The 15633-nt window shown below is 67.5% G+C and carries 15 protein-coding genes; 7 read left to right on the top strand and 8 right to left on the bottom strand.

The window, feature by feature from the left end; all coding sequences use genetic code 11:
• Positions 1 to 59: 59 nt before the first annotated feature.
• From GCU42_RS01165 to GCU42_RS01175, 3 genes are all read right to left on the bottom strand, one after another.
• The gene (locus GCU42_RS01165; protein ID WP_114228222.1) at positions 60 to 914 is read right to left on the bottom strand and encodes a dienelactone hydrolase family protein; all 855 of its coding nucleotides are present in this window, start codon (positions 912 to 914) and stop codon (positions 60 to 62) included.
• Between the two features lie 38 nt (positions 915 to 952).
• Positions 953 to 1576, bottom strand: a complete 624-nt coding sequence (locus GCU42_RS01170; RefSeq protein WP_114228221.1) for a glutathione S-transferase family protein — start codon at positions 1574 to 1576, stop codon at positions 953 to 955.
• An 85-nt stretch (positions 1577 to 1661) separates the two neighbouring features.
• On the bottom strand, positions 1662 to 3407 hold the full coding sequence (locus GCU42_RS01175) for a M28 family metallopeptidase (protein ID WP_240309503.1): 1746 nt from the start codon (positions 3405 to 3407) through the stop codon (positions 1662 to 1664).
• A gap of 204 nt (positions 3408 to 3611) precedes the next feature.
• Between GCU42_RS01175 and GCU42_RS01180 the strand changes: the two genes are divergently transcribed.
• Together GCU42_RS01180 and GCU42_RS01185 are read left to right on the top strand one after the other, a co-directional pair.
• Positions 3612 to 5525, top strand: a complete 1914-nt coding sequence (locus tag GCU42_RS01180; protein WP_114228219.1) for a potassium transporter Kup — start codon at positions 3612 to 3614, stop codon at positions 5523 to 5525.
• Positions 5526 to 5586: 61 nt separating this feature from the next.
• On the top strand, positions 5587 to 6069 hold the full coding sequence (locus GCU42_RS01185; protein WP_114228218.1) for a hypothetical protein: 483 nt from the start codon (positions 5587 to 5589) through the stop codon (positions 6067 to 6069).
• A gap of 3 nt (positions 6070 to 6072) precedes the next feature.
• Here the strand turns inward: GCU42_RS01185 and GCU42_RS01190 are convergent, their stop codons facing one another.
• Entirely contained in the window at positions 6073 to 8121 is a 2049-nt protein-coding gene (locus GCU42_RS01190; protein WP_114228217.1) for a S9 family peptidase, read from the bottom strand.
• A gap of 73 nt (positions 8122 to 8194) precedes the next feature.
• Here GCU42_RS01190 and GCU42_RS01195 point away from each other — a divergent pair, with 73 nt between their 5' ends.
• Genes GCU42_RS01195 through GCU42_RS01205 form a run of 3 tightly spaced genes read left to right on the top strand, consistent with a single transcriptional unit; the run spans position 8195 to position 10049 of the window.
• Entirely contained in the window at positions 8195 to 9115 is a 921-nt protein-coding gene (locus tag GCU42_RS01195; RefSeq protein WP_240309502.1) for an ATP-grasp fold amidoligase family protein, read from the top strand.
• Between the two features lie 54 nt (positions 9116 to 9169).
• Entirely contained in the window at positions 9170 to 9511 is a 342-nt protein-coding gene (locus GCU42_RS01200) for an ArsR/SmtB family transcription factor (RefSeq protein ID WP_114228216.1), read from the top strand.
• Positions 9504 to 10049 carry an SRPBCC family protein gene (locus GCU42_RS01205; protein ID WP_114228215.1) on the top strand — a complete coding sequence of 182 codons (546 nt, stop codon included), beginning with the start codon at positions 9504 to 9506 and terminating at the stop codon, positions 10047 to 10049. The genes GCU42_RS01200 and GCU42_RS01205 overlap by 8 nt, the downstream gene beginning before the upstream one ends.
• A gap of 70 nt (positions 10050 to 10119) precedes the next feature.
• Here GCU42_RS01205 and clpA read toward each other — a convergent pair whose 3' ends face one another.
• The gene (clpA, locus tag GCU42_RS01210; RefSeq protein ID WP_114228214.1) at positions 10120 to 12525 is read right to left on the bottom strand and encodes an ATP-dependent Clp protease ATP-binding subunit ClpA; all 2406 of its coding nucleotides are present in this window, start codon (positions 12523 to 12525) and stop codon (positions 10120 to 10122) included.
• A gap of 105 nt (positions 12526 to 12630) precedes the next feature.
• Entirely contained in the window at positions 12631 to 12825 is a 195-nt protein-coding gene (locus GCU42_RS01215) for a DUF1192 domain-containing protein (protein WP_114228213.1), read from the bottom strand.
• A 46-nt stretch (positions 12826 to 12871) separates the two neighbouring features.
• Between GCU42_RS01215 and GCU42_RS01220 the strand changes: the two genes are divergently transcribed.
• Positions 12872 to 13885: an NAD(P)H-quinone oxidoreductase gene (locus GCU42_RS01220; RefSeq protein ID WP_114228212.1), complete on the top strand. Its 1014-nt coding sequence runs from the start codon at positions 12872 to 12874 to the stop codon at positions 13883 to 13885.
• Positions 13886 to 13906: 21 nt separating this feature from the next.
• Here the strand turns inward: GCU42_RS01220 and GCU42_RS01225 are convergent, their stop codons facing one another.
• Together GCU42_RS01225 and GCU42_RS01230 are read right to left on the bottom strand one after the other, a co-directional pair.
• Entirely contained in the window at positions 13907 to 14191 is a 285-nt protein-coding gene (locus tag GCU42_RS01225; protein ID WP_114228211.1) for a hypothetical protein, read from the bottom strand.
• Between the two features lie 83 nt (positions 14192 to 14274).
• On the bottom strand, positions 14275 to 14748 hold the full coding sequence (locus GCU42_RS01230; protein ID WP_114228210.1) for a GreA/GreB family elongation factor: 474 nt from the start codon (positions 14746 to 14748) through the stop codon (positions 14275 to 14277).
• Positions 14749 to 15196: 448 nt separating this feature from the next.
• Between GCU42_RS01230 and GCU42_RS01235 the strand changes: the two genes are divergently transcribed.
• Positions 15197 to 15610: a MerC family mercury resistance protein gene (locus GCU42_RS01235; protein WP_114228209.1), complete on the top strand. Its 414-nt coding sequence runs from the start codon at positions 15197 to 15199 to the stop codon at positions 15608 to 15610.
• Positions 15611 to 15633: the final 23 nt, after the last annotated feature.

The raw sequence follows: 15633 nt of genomic DNA on the forward strand, positions 1-15633 counted from the left end.
GGATGGTGCGCGGATCGTCGCCGGCGCGCGCGAACGCCGTCAACGCACGACCCGCCCGATCAGCCCAGATGCTGCTTGAAGAAGGCGAGCGTCCGGCTCCACGCGAGGTCGGCGGCGGGCTTGTTGTAGCGGTCCGCCGACGTGTCGTTGTTGAAGGCGTGGTTGACGCCTGGATAGGTGTAGGTCTCGACCGATTTGTGCGCCGCCTGGAGCGCCGCGACCCACGGCTTGCCGGTGGCGTTCACCCGGTCGTCGAGCCCGGCGTAATGAAGCAGCAGCGGAGCCTGCACCTTGGCCGCCTCGCTCGGGTTCGGCGCCGGGCCGTAATAAGCCACGCCGGCATTAAGCTCGGCACCGGCGGCGACCGCCAGCCGGTTCACATAAGCGCCGCCCCAGCAAAAGCCGACCACCCCGACCTTGCCGTCGCGGCTGGTCGGTTTGAGCGTCTTGATCATCGCCACCCCGGCGGCGGTCGCCTGCATGAGGTCGAGCTTGCCGATCAGATCGCGCGCCGAATCCTCGTTGGCGGGCGTGCCGCCGACCGGGGAGAGGAGATCGGGGGCGACCGCGCGGTAGCCGGCCAGCGCCAGCCGCCGGGCGATGTCGCGGATATGGTCGTTGAGGCCTCGGTTCTCGTGGATCACAATCACGGTCGCCTTGAGCGAGCGGCTGCGCGGCTCGGCCGAATAGACCTTGTAGCCGTCGATCATCCGGGTCGCGGTGGTCAGGCGCTTGTCGTCGGCCGGGACCATCGCGGCGGCCGCCGGACTGGCGGCGATCCCGGCGATCAACGCCTCGGCTGCCGCCACGCTGCCCGCCAGCGCCACCATCCGCGCCATGAAGTCGCGCCGCTCCATGCCCTCATGGGTGAAGCGGTCATAGAGGGCGATGGCCTCTTGGCGGATGTCGGTCATGCAAGTCCTCCGATGATGAAGCGACGACGATGCGAATATCAGGCGCTGGCCTTCAACTCTTCGGCCGCCTGCTCGTCGCGCTGCTTCGCGCGGCGATAGGCGTCGCGGTCGGTGCAGCGGGCGACGTAATCGGCGAACACCGGCCGCGGCTCGAGCATTCCGAACATCATCATGAAGCCCAGTTCGGAGGTCACGTAGAGGTCGGCGGCGCTGAACTTGCCGGTGATATAGTCGCGGCCGGTCAGCATCCGCTCGATCCCGCCGATCGCCTGGTCCCAATTGCCATAGCCGAACATCCGCTCGCGCTCGGGGGTCGGCACGAACCCCGCCGCCTTGTTCGAGAAGGCCGCTTCGAGCGGCCCGGCGGCGAAGAACAGGAAGCGATAATAATCGGCGCGGTCGTCGAGCGCGGGGGCGAGGCCCGCGTCGGGGAAGGCGTCGGCGAGATAGGCGCAGATCGCCGACACTTCGGTCACCACTTTGTCGCCATGCTTGATCGCCGGCACCTTGCCCATCGGATTGACCGACAGGTACGGCTCTTCCTTCATGCTGGTGCCGTAACCGAGATATTCGGCCGTGTAGGGCGCGCCGACTTCCTCCAGCATCCAGCGGACGATCTGCCCGCGCGACTGCGGGTTGGTGTAGAAGATGAGCTCGGCCACGTGCAGGTCTCCCCGATGAGAACGAAGCGAGAACAATAGCCCCAAACCTCCGGCCGCTCAAGCGACCGGAGGTCTCCGCATGAGCCTAGCCGCGCTCGCCGGGCCGGGCCGCCGGAGCGGGCGGGGCGGGCGGAGCGACCGGCTGCGGCGCGGGGGCGACGGCGCTGAGGCCGCGGTCGGCGGCGGTCTGGTCGCGGGTGGCGCGGAACTCGCTGTCGGCGCTCCAGTTCGGCCAGGCGTTGCTGTTGGCGAGCCGCAAGCCCACCGCGTGGAGCAGCGCGGCATCTTCGACCATCCCGCTATAGTCCCAGTCGGGCTGCACCTCGTCGGCCGGCTGGTGGTAGCGGTTGGTGACATATTCCTTGCCGATCGCCTCGGCCCGGGCGACCCCGCCGTTGACCAGGTCGCCGCCGCTTTCATAGCTGACCGCCGGCACCCCGACCTTGGCCATCGAGAAGTGGTCCGAGCGGTAGAAGCCGCCGCTCTCCGGGTGCGAATCGGGGGTGAAGACGCGGTTCTGCTTGCGCGCCTCGTCGACCAGCGTGTCGAGCAGCTCGAGGCGGGCGGTGCCGCTGATCGAGAAGTCGCGGGCGCGGCCGTGGACGCCCATCGAGTCGGTGTTGAGCATCCCGACCGTCTTGCCGAGCGGGTAGAGCGGATTGCGGGCATAATATTCGGAGCCCAGCAGCCCCTTCTCCTCCGCGGTGACCGCCAGGAACACGATCGAGCGGTCGGGCCGCGGGCCGCGGGCGAAGGCGCGCGCTTGCTCGATCAGCTGACTGACGCCGGTCGCATTGTCGACCGCGCCATTGTAAATGGTGTCGCCGCGCGCGTCGGGCTTGCCGATGCCAAGATGGTCCCAGTGGGCCGAGTAGATCACGGTCTCGTCCGGCCGGGTCTTGCCGGGCAGCAGTCCGACGACATTTGCCGAATTGATCACTTGCGTCGTGGCATTGGCGGTCGCGCTCAGGCTGGCCTTGAGATCGACCGGCCGGAAGTCGGGCCGGCGCGCCGCGACCTTCATCTGCGCGTAATCGAGGCCGGCGGCGCGGAACAGCTTCTGCGCGGTGTCGAGCGTGATCCAGCTCTCGAACCCGGTGTGCGACGCCGCCGGGTTCTGGCGAACGATGTCGAACATCGTGTTGGTGTTGGAGTTCTTGACCGTGTTCCAGCCGTAGGAGGCGGGCGCGGTCTCGTGGATGACCATCATGCCGGCCGCGCCGCGACGCGCCGCTTCCTCATATTTATAGGTCCAGCGGCCGTAATAGGTCATCGCCTTGCCGCCGAACTTGCCCGCCACCGGCTCGCCCGCCGCGGCCTCGAAATCAGGGTCGTTGACCAGCACCACGAGGATCTTGCCGCGGACGTCGACATTCTTGAAATCGTCCCAGCCGCGCTCGGGCGCCGCGACGCCGTAGCCGACGAACACCAGCGGGGCGTTGGCGAGGCGGATCTGGTTCGCCCCGTTCATCGGCGAGCGCAGCGCGATGTCGGTACCCTGGACGAGGCGCAGTCCGCCATTAGCGGTCTGCACCGTCACCACCGGGTCACCGACCAGGTCCGACTTGAGCAGCGGCACCGGTTGGGTCCAGGTCCGCTGGCCGTTGACCACCGCGCCGCCGGGCTGGAGCCCCGCTTCCTGAAACTGCTGGACGATGTAGGCCACCGTCTTGGTCTCGGCGCGGGTCGCGACCCCGCGGCCCTCATAGGCGTCGGAGCCGAGCACGTTGACGTGGCTCGCCAGCCGCTGCGGGCTGAACAGCGCGGTCTGGGCATGCGCCGGGGCGATCAGGGCGGTGGCGGCAAGCAGCAGGAAGGCGGGTCGGATCACAGGCAGGACTCCATCGTCGAAAAACGCGCGTGAGAAGTTCACAAGGAAGCGCCTCATGCGCCGCTGTGGCCGTCCTGAAAAGGGGCTGTGTTTCTTCGCACTTGCAACACATTCACGCCGTGACTATGTGCCCCCGCCGCGAGGCCGCCGCCCGGATGCGACGACGACCGTCAGCAAGCTGGCACGAAAGGCAACGCCCCCGTGATGACCATTACCGCCGCCGCCGATGAGGTGGGCGAGCCTTCATTCGAGGGCGACCATCATCACGGCTCGACCGGCTGGCTGACGCTCGGCGCAATCGGCATCGTCTTCGGCGACATCGGCACCTCGCCGCTCTACGCGCTCAAGGAAAGTTTCATCGGCCACCACCCGATGCCGGTGATGGAAAGCCGGGTGATGGGGGTCATCAGCATCATCTTTTGGACGATGATGATCGTCGTCACCTTGAAATACGTCGCGATCATGATGCGCGCCGACAACAAGGGCGAGGGCGGCAGTCTGTCGCTGCTGGCTTTGCTCTCGCGGACCGGCAGCGCGGGCAAGTGGACCGGCGGGCTGACCATGCTCGGCGTGTTCGCCACCGCTCTGTTCTTCGGCGACGCGATGATCACCCCGGCGGTCTCAATCCTTTCGGCGGTCGAGGGCGTCAACACCATCGACGCACGTTTCGAAAGCTTCGCGGTCCCGCTCGCGGTGGTCATCATCATCGGCCTGTTCGCGGGCCAGAAATACGGCACGCACCGGGTCGGCAATCTGTTCGGCCCGATCATGCTGTTCTACTTCCTCGTGCTGACGGTGCTCGGCGTCGAATCGATCGCTGCCAGCCCGGTGATCTTGAAGAGCCTGTCGCCGGTCTACGGCATCCGTTTCATCGCGCACGATCCCGGTTTCGCCTTCCTCGCGCTGGGGTCGATCGTGCTGGCGGTGACCGGGGCCGAGGCGCTCTATGCCGACATGGGGCATTTCGGGGCCAAGCCCATCCGCCTCGCCTGGCTGGCGGTCGCCTTCCCGGCGCTGATGGTCAATTATCTGGGGCAGGGGGCGCTGTTGCTGCGCACGCCCAAGGCGATCGAAAACCCCTTCTACATGCTGGCCAGCGAGCAGTGGCGCCTCGGCCTGATCATCCTTGCGGTGGTCGCCACCGTGATCGCCAGCCAGGCGGTGATCACCGGCGCGTTCAGCGTGGTGCGGCAGGCGGTCCAGCTCGGCCTCTTCCCGCGCATCCTGATCCGCCACACCAGTGCCCGCGCCGAGGGGCAGATCTACATTCCGCTCGTCAACTGGTCATTGTGTGTGATGGTGCTGGTGCTGGTGCTGTTGTTCCGCAACAGCTCCAACCTCGCCTCGGCCTATGGCATCGCGGTGACGGGCACGATGTTCATCACCACGGTGATGCTGGCGGTGTTGCTGTTCCGCTACTGGAACTGGCCAAAGTGGGTGTCGGTCCCGCTGATCGTGCTGTTGGCGACGGTCGACCTCACTTATTTCGCCTCCAACCTCACCAAATTCTTTGACGGCGGCTGGTTCCCGGTGCTGATCGCGCTCGCCGCCTTCGCGGTGCTGACCACTTGGTCGAAGGGGCGCCAGCTGGTCCACGAGCAGCTCGCCAGCGCGGCGATGCCGGTCGAATTGTTCGTCAAGTCGGTGAGCAAGGGCGTCCACCGCATCCGCGGTACCGCCATCTATCTGACCTCGTCGCCGACGGGTATCCCGCCCGCGCTGCTCCACAATCTCAAGCACAACCAGGTGCTCCACGAGACGGTGCTGCTGACCACCATCCGAATCAAGGACGTGCCCTTCGTTCCCGAGGACAAGCGCGTCGGCGTGCAGGAACTGGGGTGCGGCCTCAAGCGCGTGACCCTGCGCTTCGGTTTCTCGGAGGACATCGACGTCCCCGCCGCGCTGGCACTCGCCAAGGCCGAGGTCGGCACCTGCCAGCCGATGACCACCAGCTACTTCCTCTCGCGCCAGACGGTGATCCCGTCGAGCAAGCCCGGCATGGCCATGTGGCGCGAGCGGCTGTTCGGCTGGATGGTGCGTAACTCGGCGACCGCGATGGACTTCTTCAAGCTGCCTCCCAACCGGGTGGTCGAGCTCGGCAGCCAGGTCACCATCTAGGGTTCACTTGACGAAGGCGGGCGCCACTGTATTGTGTATGCAATACAGTGGAGGATTTGCCATGCATCGCTCGCTTCTCGTCCCCGGCATTGCGCTCGTGGCGCTGGCCGGCTGCCACGTTGCCCCGAAGAACCCCAACGGTGGCGACGAGAATGTCGCCATCTCGGGTGACGGCAATGGCTCGGTGTCGTTCGACCTGCCCTTCGCCAAGGGTCAGGTGAAGCTGCCGACGGGCATGATGAGCAACGCCAACTTCGACATCGATGGGGTGAGGATGATCCCCGGCGGCAAGATCACCGGCTTCAACGTCGATGCCGGCGGCGACAAGGACGCGGTGGTCAACATGAAGTTCACCGCCCCGGTCGGCCCGGCCGAGGTCCAGAAATATTTCCTCGACCAGTTCGCCGCCAAGGGCGTCACCGCCAAGGCCGAGGGCAGCGGCGTCGCCGGCACCGGCAAGGACGGCGAGCAGTTCGTCATCGGCCTCGCGCCCGGCGACGGCGGCACCAGCGGCACCATCGTCATCCGCGACACGAAAGGCTGAGCCTCAGCCCTTCCGGTAGCGGTCGAACCAGGCGAGGATCGCGCTCGCCTTGGCCGCCGACTGGCTCGGCCGCGACGCCAAGCCGCCGTGGCTCGCGCCCGGCACCTTGACCAGCGTGGTCGGCACGCCCGCGAGTTTCAGCGCCGCATAATATTGCTCGGCCTCGCTGACCGGGGTGCGATAATCCTCGCTCCCGACCACCACCAGCGTCGGCGTCTTGACGTTGCCGACAAGGCCCAGCGGCGAGCGCGCCCAATAGCCCTGCGGGTCCTGCCACGGCAGCTTGCCCATCCAATATTTGGCGAAGAAGGGCACCCCGTCGGCGGTCAGCGCCATGCTGGTCCAGTTGATGACCGGCTTCTGCGCCGCCGCCGCGCGGAAGCGATTGGTCTTGCCAACGATCCAGGCGGTGAGGATGCCCCCGCCTGAGCCGCCGGTGACGAACAGATTGTCGGGATCGGCGACGCCTTGCGCGATGGCGCCGTCGACCGCCGCCATCAGGTCGTCGAAGTCGCTCGCCGGATAGGTCTTCTCGATCCCGTCGGCGAAGGCCTGGCCGTAACCGGTCGAGCCGCGCGGGTTGGTGTAGAGCACGGCATAGCCGGCCGCCGCGTAGAGCTGGTCGTCGGTCGAGAAATTGGGGCCGTAGCTGCTGTATGGCCCGCCGTGGATCTCGAGGATCAGCGGCACCTTGGTCCCCGGCTGATAGGTCGGGGGCAGGACCAGCCAGCTCGGCACGCTGCCGCCGTCGGGGGCGCGGGCGGTGAAGGCGCGGACTTCGCCCAGCCGCTTGCCGCCGAGCCAAAGCTCGTTGAGCCGGGTCAGCCGCCGCGCATTGCCGCCGCGCGCGACCGAGACGTCGGCGGGGCTTAGCGCGTTGCCGCTGGTGAACGCGACCGTGCCGTCGCGCGCGACCGACCAGCTGCCGCCGGCATAGGGGCGGTCGAGACCCGCGCCGACCGCGCCGCTGGCAAGCGGGCTGACCCGCCCGTCGAGCCCGATCCGCGACACCTTGTATCCGCCAGCTTCCTCATAGCCCGCGACCAGCCTGCCGCCGGCCCAGTCGAGGCTGTCGATGTTGCGGTCGAGCGAGGGTGCCAGCTCGCGCACCCCGCTGCCGTCGCGGTTCATGACGTAGAGGTGCGCCTGCTCGAACCCCTTGCCGTGGTCGTCGTAGCCGGTGAAGGCGATCAGCCGCCCGTCGGGCGAGACCCGCGGGCCCTGGTCGGGGCCGTTGCGGTGGGTCAGGGCGACCGGTTGGCCGCCATCGACGGGGAGGGCGTAGATCTCGCTGTCGAGCGCGTTCAATTCCCAGTCGGGCTTGAGGTTGGCGCTGAACAGGAGAGTGCGGCCTTCGGGGGTCCAGCTCAGCGGCCCCTCATGGTTGAAGCTGCCGCTGGTCAGCCGCCGCGGCGCCCCGCCGTCGGCATCGACCAGGAAGATGTGGTCGAACCCTGCCTGCAGATAGCCCGCGCCGTCGGCCCGGTAGGTGACCTTGTCGATCACCTGCAGCGGCGGCGCCCAGGTCGCGCCCTCGGGCTTGGCCGGGGCGGTGCCGAGTTTCGGCTCGTCGCCGGGCACGCGCATCACATAAGCGATCCGCCGGCCGTCGGGCGACCAGGCCATGTCCGACGGGCTGTCGGGCAAGCCAGTCACCCGTACGCTGTCGCCGCGGTCCATCCAGCGGACGAACAACTGCGGCGACCCGCCGTCGGCGCCCGAGACGTAGGCGAGCCGCTTGCCGTCGGGCGACCAGCGCGGGCTGCTCGGCCCGCCGGTCCCGGCGATCAGCGGGCGCTGCTGACCGGTGGCGACATCGATCAGCCAGATGGTCGAGGTCATCCGGTCCTTGAGCGGATCGGCGGTCAGCCTGGTGTAGGCGATCTGGCGGCCGTCGGGGCTGATCTGCGGATCGGCGGCGACCGCGAAATTGAACAGGTCGGCCCCGGTCAGCACCGTGCTCGGCGGGTCGTCACTGCTCTGCGCGTAGGCGGGCGCGAGCGGCGCGGCCGAGACCAGCAGCGCGGCGACGAGATGCTTCCAGTGATGCATGGGACCTCCCCCGAGTAGAGGCAGCAAGAGAAGCACAGCGGGCCGCGACTTGGCTAGGGGCGCGCGAAAGTTCATGGCCACTTTCGGTGCGGGGCAGGAACGATCGCCCTGGCGCGGCGTCTCCTTGGCGATGGTACGCTTTCCCGATCCGCCGACCGCCGCCGGCTCCAGCCCGCTCAGGGTCCATCTCACTTACTGGTGGCGGCATCGGCGGTTCGCCCGGCTCGACACCCCCTTGCTGTTCACCGAGTGGGTCCAGCATCGCAAATTGAACGACCGCGATCCGCGCTTCCCCGCGCTCGCCGACAAGGTGCTGGTCAAGGACGTTGTCGCCGATCTGCTTGGCCGCGAGTGGATCACGCCTACCTTGTGGCGCGGGCGCGCTCTCCCGGCCGAACCGGCGTGGGAGTTTCCCTACGTCGTCAAGGCGCGCCACGGCTGCCAGCAGACGCTGGTGGTCCGCACCCCCGCCGACCATGCCGAGGCCGTTCGCCAGTCGCGCGAGTGGATGGCGCGCGATTACGGCGCCTGGCTCGACGAGTGGCTCTACGGCGAGATCGAGCGCGGGCTGCTGGTCGAGCCTTTCATCGGCGAGGGCGAGGCGCTCCCGATCGACTTTAAGGTGTTCGTGTTCGGCGGCGAGGCGCGGTTCGTCCAGGTCCACCTCGGGCGCGGCGCCGACCATCGCTGGATCGTCTTCGACACCGACTGGCGGCGGGTGTCGCTCGCGACCGCCGACGCCGATCCGCCGCGGCCGCACAGCCTGCCGGCGATGCTCCGCGCCGCCGAATTGCTCGGCGAAGGGTTCAGCTTCGTCCGCGCCGACTTTTACGAGATCGGCGGCCAGCCGCGCTTCGGCGAGCTGACCTTCTACCCCGGCAGCGGGCTCGAGCGGGTCGAGCCGCCGCGGCTCGACCTGTTGATGGGGCTGTTGTGGCGCTCGGCGAACGAGCGACCGATCGAGGCGATCACGAAAGCCGCCAACGCCGCCTGACGTCATTCAACCACAAGGTTGACAAAGGCTGGGCGGAGTCTATTGCTCAACCTTATGGTTGAACAACGACTCGACATGACCTTTGCCGCGCTGGCCGATCCGACCCGGCGTGGCATGCTCGCCCAGCTCGCCCTCGGCGAGCGTTCGATCGGTCAGCTCGCCGCGCCGCTGGCGATGAGCTTCGCGGGCGCCTCCAAGCATGTGAAGGTGCTCGAGGACGCCGGCCTAGTCGCCCGCCGCCGCGCCGGCCGCGCCCACCTCATCACCCTCGAACCCACGCCGCTGGCCGAGGCCGAGCGCTGGCTACGCCAGTGGGAGCATTTCTGGAGCGGTCGCCTCGACGCGCTCGAATCCGCCTTTGCCACCGACGATCAACAGGAGACCGACCATGAGTGACACGCTAACCGCCCCCGGCATCGCGCGGATCGCGCCCGACGCCATCCGCCTCGAGCGGTTGCTCGACGCGCCGGTCGACAAGGTCTGGGCCTATCTGACCAAGGCAGAGCTTCGCCGGACCTGGTTCATGGGCGGGACCGACGCCCCGCCGTCGGGCGAGTTCGAGCTGGTGATCGACCATGACAATCTGTCGGACGGCCCGGCGCCCTATCCCGACAGTTACGCCGCCTCGAAGGGCAAGACGATGCGCGAGACCGTGCTTCGCTTCGAGCCGCCGCACCTGCTCGAAACCACCTTCGGCGGGGGCGAGCAGGGGCAGGTCACCTACGAGCTCGAGCCGCGCGGACAGCAGACCCGGCTGGTCCTCACCCATCGCGGCATCACCAGCCCGACGGGGCCGCAGAATTTCGGCAGCGGCTGGACCTCGCACCTCGCGATGCTCGCCAAGCGGCTCGCGGGCGGCGGGGTCGCCAATTTCTGGGACCTGCACGCCCGGTCGCAGGAAGCGGTCCGCGCCGCACTCGCCGCCGACCAATAAGGCTCGACCCCAACGAACAACGGCCCCGCACCTTTTGGGTGCGAGGCCGTCCGTTCGTGCCGCTTCGGGCTTACTCGACCGGCGTGTCGGGCGTGCCCGGGGTTTCCGGCTCGTCCGACTGGTCGGGCAGGTCGGGCTGCGGATCGGGCACCGCCTGGCCGCGGGCCCGGCCCTTGCCCTTGGCGCCCTTGGGCGCCTTGGCCTTGGGCGCCGCCGGAGTGATCTCGAACGCCGGGGCGTTGTCCTTGATGCGGACCTTGACCTCGCCGCCGTTGACCAGCTTGCCGAACAGCAATTCCTCGGCAAGCGGCTGCTTGATCTTCTCCTGGACGAGGCGGCCCATCGGCCGCGCGCCATAGAGCTTGTCGTAGCCGCGCGTGGTCAGCCATTCGCGCGCCTCGTCGTCGAGGTCGATGTGGACGTTGCGGTCCGCCAGCTGCAACTCAAGCTGGAGGATGAACTTGTCGACCACCCGCGCGACCACTGCCGGGGGCAGATAGCCGAACGGCACCACCGCATCGAGGCGGTTGCGGAACTCGGGCGTGAACATCTTGCGGATGGCGTCTTCCTGCACGTCCTCGCGGCTCATGGCGCCGAACCCGATGCTCTCGCGCGCCATGTCGCTGGCACCCGCATTGGTGGTCATGATGAGGATGGTGTTGCGGAAATCGACCGTCTTGCCGTGGTGATCGGTCAGCTTCCCGTTGTCCATCACCTGCAGCAGGATGTTGAACAGGTCGGGGTGCGCCTTCTCGATCTCGTCGAGCAACAGCACGCTGTGCGGCTGCTGGTCGACCGCGTCGGTCAACAGGCCGCCCTGATCATAACCGACATAGCCCGGAGGGGCACCGATCAGCCGGCTGACTGAATGCCGCTCCATATATTCGGACATGTCGAAGCGCTGGAGCGGGATGCCCATGATCGAGGCGAGCTGGCGCGCGACCTCGGTCTTGCCGACGCCGGTCGGTCCCGAGAACAGGTAGTTGCCGATCGGCTTGTCGGGATCGCGCAGGCCCGCGCGGCTGAGCTTGATCGCCGAGGCGAGCTTCTCGATCGCCAGATCCTGCCCGAACACGACGCGCTTCAAGTCGCTCTCGAGATTTTCGAGCGTCTTCTTGTCGTCGGTCGACACGCTCTTCGGCGGGATGCGGGCCATGGTCGCGACGACCTGCTCGATCTCCTTGGGCGTGATCACCTTCTTGCGCTTGTTCACCGGGACCAGCATCTGCATCGCCCCAACCTCGTCGATCACGTCGATCGCCTTATCGGGCAGCTTGCGGTCGTGGATGTAGCGCGCGCTGAGCTCCACCGCCGACTTGATCGCGTCGGGAGTGTAGCGGACGCCGTGGTGCCCCTCGAACGAGGAGCGCAGCCCCGCGATGATCTTGATCGTATCCTCGATCGTCGGCTCGTTGACGTCGATCTTCTGGAACCGCCGCAGCAGCGCCCGGTCCTTTTCGAAGTGGTTGCGGAACTCCTTGTAGGTGGTCGAGCCGATGCAGCGGATCGCGCCCGACGACAGCGCCGGCTTGAGCAGGTTCGACGCGTCCATCGCCCCGCCGCTGGTCGCGCCGGCGCCGATTACGGTGTGGATCTCGTCGATGAACAGCACGGCGTGGGGCAGCTTCTCGAGCTCGGACACGACGCTCTTCAGCCGCTCCTCGAAGTCGCCGCGATAGCGGGTGCCCGCCAGTAGCGCGCCCATGTCGAGCGAATAGATCACCGCCTCGCGGAGGACCTCGGGAACGTCGCCCTCAACGATCTTGCGCGCGAGGCCTTCGGCGATGGCGGTCTTGCCGACGCCTGGATCACCCACATAGAGCGGGTTGTTCTTCGACCGCCGGCAGAGGATCTGGATGGTCCGGTCGACCTCGGCCATGCGCCCGATCAGCGGATCGACCTTGCCGAGCTTGGCCTTCTCGTTGAGGTCGACGGTGAACTGCTTGAGCGCGCTTTCCTTCTTGTCGCCCGCGCTCTTGGTCTCGGTCGGCTGCTCGCTGCCCTGCGGCGGCGTGCTCTTCTCGCCCTCGGCGGTCTCGCCCTTGCCGACGCCGTGGCTGATGTAGGTCACCGCATCCAGCCGGCTCATGTCCTGCTGCTGGAGGAAATAGACCGCATAGCTCTCGCGCTCGGAGAAGAGAGCGACCAGCACGTTGGCGCCGGTGACCTCGTCGCGGCCCGACGACTGGACGTGGAGGATCGCCCGCTGGACCACCCGCTGGAAGCCGCTGGTCGGGGTCGGGTCGGTGCCGCTGTCGGCGACCAGCGCCCCGAGCTCACCGTCGAGATACTGCTTCACGGTGGCCTTCAATTCGTCGCGATTGACCCCGCAGGCGGTCATCACCTTGGAGGCATGGGCATCGTCGATCAGCGCCATCAGCAGATGCTCGAGCGTCGCATATTCGTGCCGCCGCCGGCTCGCCTCTCCCAAGGCGTTGTGCAGGGTCTGTTCAAGCTCCCGGGCGAAACTGGGCATTAGTTACTCCTCGCCGAAAGGGCAGGAGGCCCCCCGGACTTATCTTCTATGTCGGTAGGCGAGCGGCCCCCATCAAGGCCCTCGAAAGCGGCTCCGCGACGGACCCTATCGCTTGAACAGCGCATCGGCTGCGGAGCGATGCTGGTCGACCCGGCTCATGTGCGTCTCGACCCGTGCGATTTCGGCGCGGAGCGCTTCGATCCGCTCGGCCAGCTCGTGCTGGCTGAAGGGATCGAGGTCCTGCCGCGATAGGAGGACCAGCGGATCGTCCGGCTTGGACGAGAAGAAATCGTCATCCATGCCGCCAAGCGTTGACCCGGCCCGCCGGCCTGTCAATGAGTCGTGCATGAGTGACGAGCTTCCGGCCACGATGGTGGCGATCGAGATACAGCAGCCCGGCGGACCCGAGGCGCTGGTCCCCGCCACCCGGCCGGTTCCGCAGCCGGGCCCGAACGAGGTGCTGATCAAGGTCGCCGCCGCGGGGGTCAATCGCCCCGACGTGCTCCAGCGGCGCGGCGTCTATCCGCCGCCGCCGGGCGCCAGCGACCTCCCCGGGCTCGAGGTCGCCGGCACGGTGGTCGCGACGGGGCAGGGGGCGGAGCGGCTACTCGGCTCGCCGGTATGCGCCTTGGTCGCGGGCGGCGGCTATGCTGAATATGCCATCGCCCCGGCAGGCACCTGCCTGCCGGTCCCCGACGGCCTCAGCATGGCCGAAGCCGCCGCATTGCCCGAGACCCTGTTCACCGCCTGGCACAACCTCTTCGAGCGCGGCGGCGCGGTCGAGGGCGAGTGGGCGCTCATCCACGGCGGCACCAGCGGCATCGGCACCACCGCCATCGCGCTTTGCAAGCTGTTCGGGGTCAAGGCGATCGTCACCTGCGGCAGCGACGAGAAGTGCGCCCGCTCGCTCGAGCTCGGCGCCGCCGCCGCGATCAATTACAAGAATGCAGACTTCGTCGAGGAGGCGCGGCGGCTGACCGGCGGCAAGGGAGTGTCGGTGGTGCTCGACATGGTCGGCGGCGACTATCTCCCGCGCAACCTCCAGGCATTGGCGGACGAGGGGCGCCACGTCTCGATCGCGGTCCAGCGCGGCGCCACTGCCGAACTCAACATCGCCCAGGTGATGCAGCGCCGGCTCCAGCTCACCGGCTCGACGCTCCGCCCGCGCACGGTCGCCTTCAAGACCGGCCTCGCCGACGAGCTCCATCGGGAAGTCTGGCCGTTCGTGGTCAGCGGCCAGCTCCGCCCGGTGATGGACCGCAGCTTCCCCCTCAAGGACGCCGCCGCCGCCCACGCCCGCATGGAAGCGGGCGACCATGTCGGCAAGATCGTGCTCACGGTGGGGGACAGCCGCGCCTGACGTGCGGCGGCGAGAGGCCTCTCAGCCTTCCGCCTCGGCCTTGGTCGGGCCGACGTGCTGCTCACCGGCAAACACCTGATCGAGGCGCTGACGGATGTCGGCCTCGTAGACGCTTCGGATCGAGGTACGCGGCCGGGTCGTGCAGATCTCCTCGATCATCGATTCCTTGATCCGCCCGACCGCCGCATCGTCGAGCACGCCGGCGCGCCGCAGCTCCACCGTCAGTTGCACCAGCCCGACCGCGGTCGCATGCGCGCGCAGCGACACCGCGTCGAGCAGGCGGTGGACCATGTCGCGTTCGCCCATGCTCTTATCCTTGCCCCGTGAGAGTCTTCCGCCGGAAAATCATAGACCAGCGGCGAGCGTCCGCAATGGGCTCCGTTCGGGCCTCAAGCCGCGAAGGAATCGGACGGAGCGATCGCGATAATCGTCAGCGTGTTTCCGTCGGGAAGGTCAACTTCGTCACCCACCGCGCTGCCGATCATCGCGCGGACCAGCGGCGCGGTGAACGCGATCCGCGCATTCGCCGGGTCGCTCTCGTCATGGCCGACGATCTCGATCGTCTTGGTCTCGCCCTCGCGGACATAGGTGACGCGGGTGCCCAGGGCGACCTCATCCCCCGAGGGCGCGGGAACGACCTGCGCGCTCGCCTGGCGGGCGCGCCAGTAGCGCGCGTCGCGCAGCAGGGGCTTGCGCTCTTCCTCCGTCAGCGTCTCCGCCAGCCCCGCCTCGAGCGCGCGGACCCGGGCCTCGATCAGCGCCAGCCCGCGCGGCGTGACGAGGTTGGGGCCAGGCGGAATGGGCAGCTCGAACGTCGGCTCGAGATGCTCGTCATCGCTCTCCCGCCGAAATGCGACGCTCATCGAATGGGGTTTCCCTGGCTCATGTGCGTACAGGTAAAGGAGCCGGCATCGGGTGGAAAGCTGCCCTTCGTGATCAGCGTGCGGTCTTCGGTGCCGGTGCGGAGATGAAGCCGATTGGCGCGCCAGTCCGCCTCCCCCATTCCAGCATGCAAGCCAGGGATGAGAATGGAAGGTCGTCGAGGTCTCCATTCGGCCTGATGAGGGCGCGCTTTTCTCCGGTACGATCGACCGTCCAGACCAACTGCGTCGATTTCAGTCCGCAGCGTAATGCTTGCTGCTGAATGGCCCTTTCGGAGGGCGAAACTCCGAAAAGCATAAGGAACGCCACGAAGATCACGCTCTACTGTGACCTGGAGCGTAAATGTCCGCAATGGGTGGATAGCAGACACTCGGTCATTGCGTGTAAGCTGCTCTTCGACTTCACGAGGAACTAGGACCGTCCACGGCCATGACCACCCAAGGCACCCGCGTTGCGGGCAGCACAAGCACAGTAGGAGCCATCATCGCGGCGATGAGTTGCACTGCATGCTTTCCTGCCCTTGCCACTCTCGCTTCCGCGCTCGGACTGGGCTTCCTAAGTCAGTTCGAGAGCATCTCAATCCATTACATGCTGCCGCTTTTTGCCCTGGTCGGGTTGGTCGCAAACGTTCTTAGCGGCATGCGCCGCCGTAGTCGGGTGCGCATTGTTCTCGGCGTTGTCGGACCATCGCTCGTGATTGCTGCATCGCTGCTCATGGCCACTTACGGCATGGCCACAGAGTGGCTGCTTTATCCGGGCCTCATGCTCATGATTGGGCTTGCTCTATGGGACTTGATGGCTCGAAGCGCACCTCGAACGCCAGCCATTCCAGCGAACAGATAGGTTAAATCGACACATGGCCGAAC

The organism is Sphingomonas ginsengisoli An et al. 2013, assembly GCF_009363895.1.
In the GTDB taxonomy this organism is placed as follows: Bacteria; Pseudomonadota; Alphaproteobacteria; order Sphingomonadales; family Sphingomonadaceae; genus Sphingomicrobium; species Sphingomicrobium ginsengisoli.